The following is a 12,006-nucleotide window of genomic DNA, read 5'->3' on the forward strand; positions in this document are numbered from 1 at the left end:
GCTTTAAATTAGTGTATTCTCTGCCAATTTTTTAAACTGTCCTGCATTATGCAGGGCTGCCAGGGATGCCGTATTATTAAAGTAAATAAAAGCCTCAGTTACACTAGTATTATTGCTTACCTGCCGGTAGATCTTTTCAACAAAAGATTCATCATACTCCGAATAAAAAAGTCTTGGCACGCCATGGAAGCGGTAATATGCCAGTGGCCGGTTGATGATGGCATCATCATATATAATCTTGGGAAAGCTCACTCCACAAAAAGTAACCTCATGCTGGCTTAGCATATCCATAACATCTTTTCTCCACCAGCTTTCATTCCTGAATTCGATCACATTATTGAAGGAAGGATTTAATTGTTTCAGTATCCGGTTCAAGCCTTCTTCTGAATATTTGAATTGTGGAGGAAGTTGGGTGAGCACACAACTCAATTTGTCTCCAAGTCCCTCTTTTAAAAGACAATAAAAATCATTCATCATCCTTTCTGTATCTACAAATTTTTTGAAATGCGTAATTGACCTTGGAACTTTTGCAGAAAAACTAAATCCTTCCGGGGCTTTATCAAACCATACCTGCAGTGATTTGAGCGTAGGGAAACGGTAAAAGGTAACATTGAGTTCAAGTGTATTGAAATGCTGCGTATAATGGTTAAACCATTTGCTTTGTGCAAGCCCGGCAGGGTAAAATTCTTCTTTCCATTCTTTATAATGAAATCCGGAGCACCCTATATGCCATTTAATAATTCCCATCAATGGTATTGTCCAAATAATTATACCAGTGGGTAAGAAGTTAATTGAATTTCAAGCTGGCTATTGAAGCCAAAGTTTCGCGATGGCCTTTGTAAGCTGTACCATATTGTCGAAAGTATCCGGTTTGGTAATAAAGCAATTGGCTCCCAGGGAATAAGATGCTGTTTTATCATTTTCTGAGGAGGAGGTGGTAAGTATAATAATAGGGATGGCCCTATATCGTTCATCGCTTTTGAGTTCACTTAAAATTTGCTTACCATCTTTGCCTGGCATGTTGAGGTCTAAAATAATGAGTGAGGGCCTGATCTCGTTTTGATGCTGGTCCATGAATTCCAAAAGCTTTTCACCATCTTCCAAAAAAACATAATCATGATCTTTGATGGTGTCAGTACATGCATACTTAATGATCTCCCGATCGTCTGCATCATCGTCAACAATAATTATATATTGTTTATTCATGGACAAAAATGGGTAGGGTTTGAAAATCAAGGAAGTTACGAACCGTTCCTTTTTGGGCCATATTCAATCAGTAGATCTTATTTCACTTCGTGATCAATATCTCGATCTTTCTGTTTCCTATGCCTTTTCTCCTGTGGTACAAAAAGGAAAATATTTTATCAGATGAATCAAGAAAAATTGTTCCCCCCGCCGATTTGATCTCAAGGGATTCAAGTCTTTCCGTAATGGCAGACAAAGTGTCCTTTGGCCAGGAGCCCATGCCAAAGGACATTTTAATATTGTTATAGGGTTTGTCACTTTTTAAATGAAATGCGACTGTTTTTGAATTGCTCAGGAAGAATGGGCTTAGGTAGAGACTATCAAGATCTTTTAGTTTCCAGGTAACATCTATATCATTTCCTGACCTATTCTTAATATTAATCTTTCGCATAGGACTACAATAAACTGCCATAGTGCAAACAATCAATAGTAAATAGTAGCCGTATTTCATAAAGAACAGTACATAATTGGTAATCCCGTCAATCACTAATTGAACAAGCTAAACTTTTTAAAACCTCATTTAAACCTTCTGCTTTCTTAGTCATTACCCCTGTTTGGGTCAGAATAAGGGTCTTCTTCCTGGCCTTCATGCCGGTCACCACCCAGGCTGTAATAATTATTTTCTTCATCTTCTTCTCCTATACGCTCATTCTCATCATCAAGGTCACTTCCAGGCACATCAAGATCTTCAAGGTCTTCATTGGAAATATTCTGAGGCACACCAATTTCCTGGTCTGTGGAATTAAGTACAGCAAGGTCATCGTCAGATACATCAGCTTCTGTCCCCATTTGAATATCAAGGTCATCTTCCCCCGACCCTTGTTGTGGCTGTACAGAATTACCTGCCCTTTCTCTGTCCGAAGTATTTGAAAACCTTTGATTGACGCCGGTTGCATTACGGTTTGCGGGAAGATTTTCCACATCCATGTCTACGCGATGTGCATCTGTCCGCTGATCCATAATATCTTCTTTGGCAGGGTAATGAGGATATCCCGGGAAGTCCTGGTCTATCTTTTCATCATTAGAACGTTCCACCTCTTTTTTACTGTCCATTGCTTTTGATGGATCGTTTTCAGGTATCCTGCTGTTGTCATCATTCCTGTTATTCATAATAGCTTTTTACTTACTACTGAAAATGTTGTGCCGACTCTGCCATTCATATGATAATTAAACTTTAGGTGGCCTGATTTTTACTGAATAGAAATTCATATTTTTTATGGTCACTTAAAAAGAATAGCATATGAAAGCTGCTGTGTTTCATAAGATAGGAGATATAAGTGTTGACAATGTACCAGATCCCGGTATTGAGGCGCCTGATGATATTATTCTCAAGGTAACGTCAACGGCTATATGTGGTTCCGACCTTCACATCTATGATGGATTTTTCCCTCAATTGCGAGACCAGGTATTGGGTCATGAATTTATGGGTATTGTGGAAGAGGTTGGTGCCGCTGTGAAAAAGGTGAAAAAAGGTGATAGGGTAGTTGTGCCTTTCGCTATCGCCTGTGGTCAGTGCTTTTTCTGTGCCCATGACCTTCCGGGGCATTGTGAACAAACCAATCCTGACCATTATGGGCCGGAAGGCGATATGATGAAGGGCAAAGGTGGTGGGTTGTTTGGATACACGGATCTATATGGAGGTTATAATGGAGGACAAGCGGAATATGTGCGGGTTCCAAAAGCTAATTATGGACCTAAGATTATTCCTGATGGCTTAAGTGACGACCAGGTGCTTTTCCTTACCGATATCTTTCCTACAGGATGGACCGCTGTTGATTGGGGCGAACTAAAAGGCGGAGAGACAGTGGTCATTTTTGGAAGTGGACCGGTAGGGCTTATGGCACAGAAAGCAGCTTGGCTCCAGGGTGCAAAGCGGGTGATAGCAGTGGATCCTTTAGATTACCGCTTGAATAAAGCCAGGGAGGTCAATATGGTTGAAACTATCAATGCACATGATGAGCATTTAATGGAAAAGCTTAGGGAAATGACCAATGGAAGAGGACCTGATGTAGCTATTGATGCTGTGGGAACTGAGGCCGAACGTTCTTTTATTGAAAAGGTAAAAGCAGTATGGAATGCTGAGAAAGGGACAATGAAAGTTATTGACTGGTGCACGCAGGCAGTGCGCAGGGGCGGCATCGTGTCAGTGGTAGGCGTGTATGGAAGTCCGTATGATAATTTTCCTATACACAGGATATTTGACAAAGGTCTGATCATGAAATTTGGGCAGGCGCCGGTTCAGAAATATATAGATCATTTGTTTGAGATTGTCAGGGATGGTAAAGTGGTCCTGGATGATATTATCACCCACAAGATCCCTCTTGCAGATGCGAGTAAAGGTTACGATATGTTTAAAAACAAAGTGGATGATTGCGTAAAAGTGGTGCTGAAACCATAATAATGAATACGTCATTTTCATCCCATTGGTTCAGTGTTATTAACTAAAAGCCTCCACAAGGGAGGCTTTTTGAAATATGGAATAAGTATTAATAATCGTTTGGCTTGTTCTCTTCTTTATTCTTATCCTTGCCTCCAAACAGTCGCTTGAAGAAACCTTTCTTCTCCTGCTTTTGACCTGTCTGATCCATTTCTCCAATCTTTGGATTTTTCTTCGCTGTGTCCTTTTTAGGGTTGGTATTCTTTTGAACAGGTGCGTTTTCATCTATAGGCGCCTGCGACTCGACAGGAACATTATGAGAGGTATCTAGCGTATATTCATCAGCGTTGGTGCCGATATTATCATCCGATGGAACAGTTTCATCAATGATCCTCATCATATCTGCATTATTGATCTCATTCTGCAGGTCTGCAGGTTTCACAAATTCAGCATTCCTGTCTATAGCCAGCGATTTATCATTATAAACCTTTTTAAAGAAAGATTGCCAGATAGGACGTGCTGCGGTACCCCCAAAAAAAGCTGCACTCTCAATACTGATGAAGCGATCATCACTACCCACCCATACGCCTGCCAGGAGTTGCGGAGAATAACCCATGAACCAGAAATCGGCATTCCCATTGGTAGTACCTGTTTTGCCTCCCATTTCCTTAGCTCCCAGCGCCTGCATCAAGCCTGCAGCCGTTCCCTTGGTCACCGGCCCTTCCATCATTTTACACATATTGTAGGCCGTTACCTCGCTTACTGCTTCTTTTCTGTTCATTCCCGGATCGAAACGCTTGATCACATTGCCATTCCGGTCTTCAATACGCGTGATAAAACTTGGCCTCGTAGAGAAACCATGCCCTGGAAAAATGGAATAACCCCACATCATTTCAAATAGTGAAAGATCACATGATCCCAATGCTATGGAGGGATAAGGTTCTATCTTGGTAGGAATATTCAATCGTTCAATAAAATTGGCAAATTGGGCAGGACCCACCTGCTTCATAATATAGGCCGTGGCACAGTTGCGCGACCAGGCTAATGCGGAGGCCATCGTCATGGTTCGGCCGGTACATGTTTTGCCCGTTGCCGGCACCAGCTGATCTTTTCCAAAAGACTGCTGTACATCTTCTACCATGGTTTCAGGCGTAAAGCCTCTTTCTTCCATGGCCTGGCAATACAATAGCGGTTTTATAGCTGATCCAACCTGCCTCTTGGTCTTTAGATTAGCATGGTCATACTTATATGTTTTGAAGTCAATGCCACCAACCCAGGCACGAACCTCACCGGTAACCGGATCATTGACCATAAAGGCCGTCTGCATCATTTGCCTGTGGTATTTGATGGAGTCCATGGGAGTCATTACTGTATCTGTCTCTCTTTTACTGTTCCAGGCAAAAACCTTCATTTCTGTTTTTACCGAGAAGGTCTTTTTGATCTCTTCCTCAGTCAGGCCATCATCTTTCAGATTCCTCCACCTGTCACTATTCCGCATGGCTCGATCCAATACATCCAGGTGACCTTTCCATACACTGCCAGTTTTAATGTTTTTTTGATTGTTCAATGCCTTTTGAAGCACAGGCATTTGTTGTGCTACAGCTTCTTCGGCATATTGCTGCATCTTTGGATTGATTGTAGTGTAGATCTTTAACCCATCATCATAAACATTATAGGCATCACCATTAGCGTTAGTCAGTCCTTCCAGTACATTCTCCAGTTCGTCCTTCAATACTTCCCTGAAGTAAGGAGCATAACCTGAATTCTCATCCAGCTTTTTATAATTCAGCGGTATGGGCATCACTTTATACCTTGCTGCCTCTGCTGGTGTTATGTATCCATTCTTTTCCATCTGGCCGATGACCACATTTTTACGGTCAAATGCTGCCTTCATGTGTACCCTTGGATTATACAAATAATTCCCTTTTAACATGCCCACCAGTACTGCAGCTTCCACGGGGTTCAAACGGTCAGGCTCTTTCTGGAAAAAGGTTCGCGCTGCGTACCTGATACCATAAATATTATCCCCATATGGCACCGCATTTAAATAAAGCGCCAGTATCTCTTCTTTAGTAAAATTTCTTTCGAGCCTGATAGCAACTATATACTCCTTAAATTTTTCAATGACCCTCCAGGCCCTGTTCTTGCTGCCTTGTGCCAATAATGCTTTCGCTAATTGCTGGGTTATGGTAGAGCCCCCACCTTCCTTTCCCAGGAGGAATACAGCTCTCAAAGTGGACTTTACGTCAATGCCTGAGTGATTATAAAAGCGCTCATCCTCTGTAGCTACCAATGCATTGATCACGTGTTTAGAAATATCTCTGTAATCTGAGTTGCTTCTATTGCCTCTTTCCCTATAGTATTTTCCCATCAAAGTACCGTCGGAGGCATATACCTCTGAAGATTGCAAAATACTGGGGTTCTCCAATTCTTTTAAGGACGGAAGTTTCCCAAATACACCCACCATACAGAGAAAAATAAAGAGAACAAAAACGCCAACGAAGGAAAGAAAAATGGTCCAGAAGATTCGTACGCTTTTTTTCATGAGATATATTTAAGGGACTTAAATAACAGGAGCATAAAAAATATTACATCTGCTGATTCTTAGTCCAGGGTACCGGCAAGATAAGAGAGAAAACGCTTATTTGGTATAAACCTTCTTTATCTTATCTCTTAAACCTTCAAAGCTATAAAATAGGGTGTAATGCAAGGTTAAAATTTGACCAGCACTATTTACAAAATGCTCAGGGAAAAGCCATGTAATGGAAATAGTGTATATACTTAAACCTGCACCGTATTTATTCTTTTGGTCTATAATTTACCGGGCAAGTTTTGCTCCAAAAATTTCCTGTATTGATTTAAGTCCTTCAAATTTTGCAACACTTCCAGGTTGTTTGAACTTATAATACTGAATGAATATTTTTCAGGTTTCAGCCAGGGTACAATCTCATTAGGTGCCAGTTTTTTGGCCTTTTGCACATAATCAATGGCTTTCTGGGCATTGTCAAAAGAGCCTACCAGGAGTAATTTATGAACAGAATCCAGGTCCACAACACTCACCGGCAAATCCTGGTTGTAATAATTCTCTTTATTATACCTGGCAAATGCATTCTTTGCCTCCCCGCTGAAAATCCCATCCACCTTTTCCAGCACTATCACGGCAAAATGTGTAAAGGCTGGCTCGAACTGGTAGACAGTGTTTTGTTTTTTCTGTACAACGATTGGTTTTTGGGCCAGTGTATCTGCAGGCCTCTGCGGTACGGTTTTAATAGCCGGTTGATCCTGTTTTTTAGTAAGAAGGGTATCTCTTTGTGCCATTTGGAATTTGGGTTCCTCTGGTTTGATCACAGGCTGTACAACAATTTTTGCAGTGTCCTCGGCAGGGCGTTGAATATTCAGTCGATTCAATTCATCTTCAATCTGCTGCCGGCGGCCTACCACATCAAGGAGGTTTTTAGCTTTGGCTCCAAGAGGTGTATTTGGGTTTTGTGCTATTAACGTGCTCAGTATATTTTTAGCTATGCTATCATCACGTTGGCGTATATGGTATACGGCTTCTATGTAGAGCAGTTGTGGTTGCCAGTAATTAGTTTGATATAAGCTATCAGCCCTTTTTTTGGCTACTTCAGCTTCTTCAAAACGACCTTCCAGGAAAAGATCATAAACAGCCTCATAATCCCTGGTGGATTGAGGAGAGGCGGCGGATTTGGCGGAAGGGTCCTTTCCTGAAGTGACAATTGCAGTAAATCTTGATCCGGCAAATTTCCCGGAAAGAAGGTTCTTCATCTCAGCTGCTTTTCCTGTATTTCCCGTTTTCGCATAGGCATAATACAAACCGAATAATACTTCGTCCATGCGTTGATAGGAAGGGTCGAGGCTGCGCAATCTTTCATAGGCATCAATAGCAGAAGCATAATCCTCCATTTCATTCAGGTAAATATTACCCATGTTAAATAGGGAGTTTTTGATAGAATCGTTTGAAGCTTGCAGGGCTTCAGTTGTCAACGGGACGTTTTTGACTAAGGTTTCGTAGTTCGGTGTATTGTCAACAGGGGCGGAAGTCTCACCCTGGGGGGCAGCAGGTGTAGCACCAGCTGGCACTTTGGCCAGCAACTGATTGGACACCTGCGAAAATCTTCTCCAGTTATCAGTGTTAGGCCGGTTGCCCCATATTTGTTTAAACTGTGCAGCACCACCTGTTCTTAAGCCATTATTATAGAAATACCATTCACCCTTTGTGTCTGTATTAAAAAGATCCACTGGCGGGGCATTGGGTGAAATAAGTGGAAGGTTGCCACTGGCGTATGCGCCTGAATTTTCTTCAGAAAGACCCTGTTGTTTGCGCAGTTTCTTAGCCAGTTTGGTAATCAGGTCCTTCCGCTCATTCTCCGGCATCAACGCAATACGTTGCAGGCTATCCTGCCGGGAAACTACTTTCAATTCAGTTACAAGTTTAGCAAGTGATGGTTTGCGTGATTCCACCCTTTTTACTTCTTCCTCTTTGAGTTCATTGGTACGTATGCTATCATAGAACGAAGCTGCTGTCACATAATTTTTCTGGTTATAGGCCAGGTCTCCGATCATGAGGAAGGCATTGCTGCGGGAAGCCAGGTTGCCATTATTATATTTCGAAGCTTTTAAAAGTAGCTCCTGCGCGGCTGCAAAGTTTCCCCGGTCAATTTCCATCTGTGCAGCCATATAATAGATAATGTCCCTGTAGTCAGCAAAACGATCCCTTTTTGCCATCTTCAGCAACTCCGCAATGTTTTGGTCAATATAGTTTTCTCCCCCTTCCTTATTGATGCGCACCAGGTTCAGCCGGGCATACACATCAAGTATAGGGTCTGTACCATGTCCAATAGATTTGCTGTACCAGTTACGGGCTTCGTCAATATTTCCTTTCTTTTCATATAACTGTGCAGCCAGGTATTCCCATCTTGCCTTTTCTTGTTTATTCTGCGCCACATCCAGCGCATTTAAAAGATGAACCGCGGCACTATCCCAGATGCCATGTTTATAAAACCAAAATGCCTGGACTTCTTCCAGTTGATCATGCAGCCGTTCAGGGAACCCTGGATCATTTTTCAGGGTTGCTATCAGTGTTCCTGCTTCATCCAGCTTGTCCCCGGCTATCATTGTCCTTACCTGCCATAGCAGTGCATCATTTCGGCTTGGAGAGGTTGAAAATACTTTTTTTACCAGGCTGTTATCCTCTTTGGTTGAGATACTTAACGCATTGTTTCCGTCCATGCGGCTGCCAATGTATTTATAGTAGCCATCTTTTTCCTTATCGGCAAAAGCATAATTGATAAACTGGAACATCAATGAGGCCGAATCAAATTTCTTCTGAAAATAGTAAGCTGCTCCCCAAAGCAGGTACATGTTATCCGCCCAATCGCTGCGCAGGTCATGCATCACAAGACCCGTTTGTGCTTTGTAGATCACAGAATCCAGTTCCTGCTGGTCACCAGCAGTTGCATCAAGGCTGTAATTGTAGAAGGGTAATAAAAGAGAATAATCATCCTTGTGCCCGGCCTTAGCCCTTTCTATGACCTCATTAAGCTTATTATTAGCGTTGAAATAGTAATTGTAATGCGTGGTGAGGTTTTGGAAAAAACGCTTTGTGGGCTTGATCTTTTTATCAGTAGGGGTCTTTTCTGCCTTCAAAACCCTTTCCTCGTAAGGCTTTGGCTTTTTAACCTCCAGGTTAAAACCCATTTGCGCTGATAATGTCCCAAAAGCAGCACTTCCAAGCAATCCAATAAGGCCTATTAACAATGGACGGGTAATACTCATTTTCGGTCGCAAACTAAACTGTTATAAACTGAAATTCAAAGATTTTAGTATAAATACGAAGTATTTATTTTGGTTTTTGCCCAGGTTCCCGGATTCTGTTCAAAGGCAATAGCTGCATTTTTTTGTTGCATTTACCAATACATCAAATAGAGCCATGTCTGACAAGGCTTGTTATTTCCCTATACAAATTACTAAGATACCCGCACCATATCCCAATGTTATTCTATACATAAGCCACAAATGTCCCGCCTTTATACCACCTCTTTAAAGGGGCGGCTCAAAGGCGGTTCAAAGGCGTTTCATACACGGTTCAAAGGCGGCTCATATTAGCCTGAAGTAGGTTCCTAAAAGTATGTGGGTAGGCACGAATAGTTAATAAAGCTGGAATGATGTAATAGCCATAAATGAAGCGGGTATTATATTAATGAACAATTATAAGCTCATTTTTCATTGTGGAAATGGTTGATTATCGGGTGACAGGGTTTTCTCTATCTTTAGCGCCATAACAAATTTCTATGGCAAATCTTGATGCCGGGTCCACCCTTCAGCGGTTACGCAACCGCTACCGGCTTGTGGTGATGAATGATGACACATATGAAGAAGTGGTGACGTTTCGCCTTTCCAGGATGAGTGTATATATCATGTTGAGTACCATATTTGTCCTATTAACTGGTCTTACCGTGGCGCTGATTGTCTTTACACCGCTTAAATACTATATCCCTGGTTATGGAAATGCAGGTATTGGAAGAGAGTACCGCCAGCTAAAATATGTGACAGATTCATTGGAAAAGCAGGTTAATTACCAGGGGCAATACATTGACGGGTTGAAAAAAGTACTGGGTGGAAACGCCGATTTAAAGCTCGATACTACACAATTGCAGGTTCCGAAGGAGGAAATCTCAAATGATTGATTATTTTTAAGCTATAAACCAATTCCTATGTTCAACAAAGAAAAAACCAACGGCATCTCCGATAAGATCGGTAACAGTGCTACATTGATCAGCGAAGGCACCAACTTGCAGGGTGATGTTAAAAGCGAGAACGACCTGCGCATAGATGGTACCATTCACGGTAACGTGATCTCCTCAGCCAAGGTAGTGATAGGTCCAACAGGATACGTGGAAGGAAACATCCATGGCAAGCAGGCAGATATAACCGGCAAGGTCAATGGCAACATCACCGTAATGGAAGTGCTGCAACTTCGTGGGGAAAGCAATGTAAAGGGCAATATTCATGCGGCCACCCTTCAGATAGATCCCACAGCTATATTTAATGGTCAATGTCAGATGGGTGCTGTGCCCGCAAGCGTAGTAGTAATGAGTACAGTTGATGAACAAACTGCCGAAGCCAAATAGACAGAATTCCGACCTTATGCGGTATGCAGGGTGGGGCACACAATTATTTGTGTCCCTGGGCCTGGCTGTTTTCATAGGAATGAAAATTGATAAATGGGCCAATTTTACCGTCCCACTACTGGTATGGATACTGCCTTTTTTCATATTGGTGGTAATGATCTATCAGCTGGTAAAGGATACTTCAAAAAAGAATACAGATAATGGTCAAGAGGAAGTTTAAGTCGTTTTTCCCTGTTATACTATTTTTTATTGCTTTAAATGGATTTTTCATTTCCGGCAGAAATATGTTAAGCAGGTGGGGTATGGACCAGGATGTGCTTATAATCGGAAACCTGTTGCTTTTTCTGATCACTATTGTTTCTTTTTTCCTGGCACAGAAGGGATTGAAAAATCCTAATCCTCATGCCTTTGTCCGATCAGTATATTCTGGTATGATGATCAAGCTTTTTCTTTGTGTTATCGCCGTATTTATCTATGTGTCTCTTTTCAAGACCACTTATAATAAACCGGCTTTGTTTACCTGCATGGCTTTATACCTGGTTTATAGTTTTATGGAGGTTTCAATACTGATGAAATTGTTGAGGAAGAGTCCTCATGAGTAAAAAAGAAGCACCTATTTCAACATTACAGGATTATCTTCCACCCAACACATTGGAAGAAGTGCTGGCCTACCTGCAATTTTACCATGTACACCTAACGGTAGCCCGTGACCGCAAAAGCATCCTTGGCGATTACCGGCATCGCACCCATGCCAGCAACCACCGCATCAGCGTGAATGGCAATTTGAACAAGTACTCTTTCCTGATCACTTTGTTGCATGAATTGGCGCACCTGCTCACTTTTGAAAAATATGGTAGCCGGGTTGCTTCCCATGGTCGTGAATGGAAAGCCATCTTTGGGCAGTTGCTGGCGCGTTTTATAGAACATAATGTATTCCCGGAAGATATCAGGCATGCCTTGATGCAGTCACTACATAATCCTGCTGCCTCCAGTTGTGCAGATGAATTGTTGTTGCGTACCCTGAAAAACTATGATACTAATAAAGGGCATATGGTCTTTGTAGAAGAAGTGGCCAATGGCACGTTATTTAAGACGCATGATGGAAGAATTTTCAGGAAAGGAGATAAAATAAGAAAGCGTTTCAGGTGTGAAGAAGTGGCCACAAAAAGAATATACTTATTTAGCCCGGTTTATGAATGTGTGCCTGTTCAATAATATTAATTTGCTTTATAA

12 protein-coding genes are annotated in these 12,006 nt (G+C 41.8%); 6 read left to right on the forward strand and 6 right to left on the reverse strand.

Annotated features, from left to right (window positions below):
- Positions 1 to 3 precede the first annotated feature (3 nt).
- From BP74_RS10410 to BP74_RS10425, 4 genes are all read right to left on the reverse strand, one after another.
- Complete coding sequence (locus tag BP74_RS10410) at positions 4 to 747, reverse strand: DUF72 domain-containing protein (protein ID WP_496373792.1); 744 nt, start codon at positions 745 to 747, stop codon at positions 4 to 6.
- 60 nt (positions 748 to 807) lie between these two features.
- Positions 808 to 1,206: a response regulator gene (locus BP74_RS10415; RefSeq protein WP_496373794.1), complete on the reverse strand. Its 399-nt coding sequence runs from the start codon at positions 1,204 to 1,206 to the stop codon at positions 808 to 810.
- Between the two features lie 82 nt (positions 1,207 to 1,288).
- Positions 1,289 to 1,636, reverse strand: a complete 348-nt coding sequence (locus BP74_RS10420) for a hypothetical protein (RefSeq protein ID WP_496373796.1) — start codon at positions 1,634 to 1,636, stop codon at positions 1,289 to 1,291.
- 146 nt (positions 1,637 to 1,782) lie between these two features.
- Positions 1,783 to 2,355 carry a hypothetical protein gene (locus tag BP74_RS10425; RefSeq protein WP_496373798.1) on the reverse strand — a complete coding sequence of 191 codons (573 nt, stop codon included), beginning with the start codon at positions 2,353 to 2,355 and terminating at the stop codon, positions 1,783 to 1,785.
- 130 nt (positions 2,356 to 2,485) lie between these two features.
- Here BP74_RS10425 and BP74_RS10430 point away from each other — a divergent pair, with 130 nt between their 5' ends.
- Positions 2,486 to 3,643 (forward strand): zinc-dependent alcohol dehydrogenase, encoded by a 1,158-nt coding sequence (locus BP74_RS10430; protein WP_496373800.1) that lies wholly within the window; start codon positions 2,486 to 2,488, stop codon positions 3,641 to 3,643.
- A gap of 88 nt (positions 3,644 to 3,731) precedes the next feature.
- Here BP74_RS10430 and BP74_RS10435 read toward each other — a convergent pair whose 3' ends face one another.
- Together BP74_RS10435 and porW are read right to left on the reverse strand one after the other, a co-directional pair.
- Entirely contained in the window at positions 3,732 to 6,167 is a 2,436-nt protein-coding gene (locus BP74_RS10435; RefSeq protein WP_496373802.1) for a penicillin-binding protein 1A, read from the reverse strand.
- A gap of 266 nt (positions 6,168 to 6,433) precedes the next feature.
- Positions 6,434 to 9,418 carry a type IX secretion system periplasmic lipoprotein PorW/SprE gene (gene porW, locus BP74_RS10440; protein WP_496373804.1) on the reverse strand — a complete coding sequence of 995 codons (2,985 nt, stop codon included), beginning with the start codon at positions 9,416 to 9,418 and terminating at the stop codon, positions 6,434 to 6,436.
- Between the two features lie 515 nt (positions 9,419 to 9,933).
- Between porW and BP74_RS10445 the strand changes: the two genes are divergently transcribed.
- From BP74_RS10445 to BP74_RS10465, 5 genes are read left to right on the forward strand one after another with little or no spacing between them, the layout of a single operon-like run.
- Entirely contained in the window at positions 9,934 to 10,329 is a 396-nt protein-coding gene (locus tag BP74_RS10445; protein WP_496373806.1) for a hypothetical protein, read from the forward strand.
- Positions 10,330 to 10,356: 27 nt separating this feature from the next.
- Positions 10,357 to 10,773 (forward strand): bactofilin family protein, encoded by a 417-nt coding sequence (locus BP74_RS10450; RefSeq protein ID WP_496373808.1) that lies wholly within the window; start codon positions 10,357 to 10,359, stop codon positions 10,771 to 10,773.
- Between the two features lie 16 nt (positions 10,774 to 10,789).
- A complete protein-coding gene (locus BP74_RS10455) occupies positions 10,790 to 10,993 on the forward strand; it encodes a hypothetical protein (protein WP_496373810.1) in 204 nt (67 codons plus the stop codon).
- The gene (locus tag BP74_RS10460) at positions 10,974 to 11,375 is read left to right on the forward strand and encodes a hypothetical protein (RefSeq protein WP_496373812.1); all 402 of its coding nucleotides are present in this window, start codon (positions 10,974 to 10,976) and stop codon (positions 11,373 to 11,375) included. The genes BP74_RS10455 and BP74_RS10460 overlap by 20 nt, the downstream gene beginning before the upstream one ends.
- Entirely contained in the window at positions 11,368 to 11,988 is a 621-nt protein-coding gene (locus BP74_RS10465; RefSeq protein ID WP_496373814.1) for a SprT-like domain-containing protein, read from the forward strand. Before BP74_RS10460 ends, BP74_RS10465 begins: the two co-directional genes overlap by 8 nt.
- Positions 11,989 to 12,006 lie beyond the last annotated feature (18 nt).

It is taken from the genome of Flavisolibacter ginsengiterrae DSM 18136 (genome assembly GCF_059568575.1).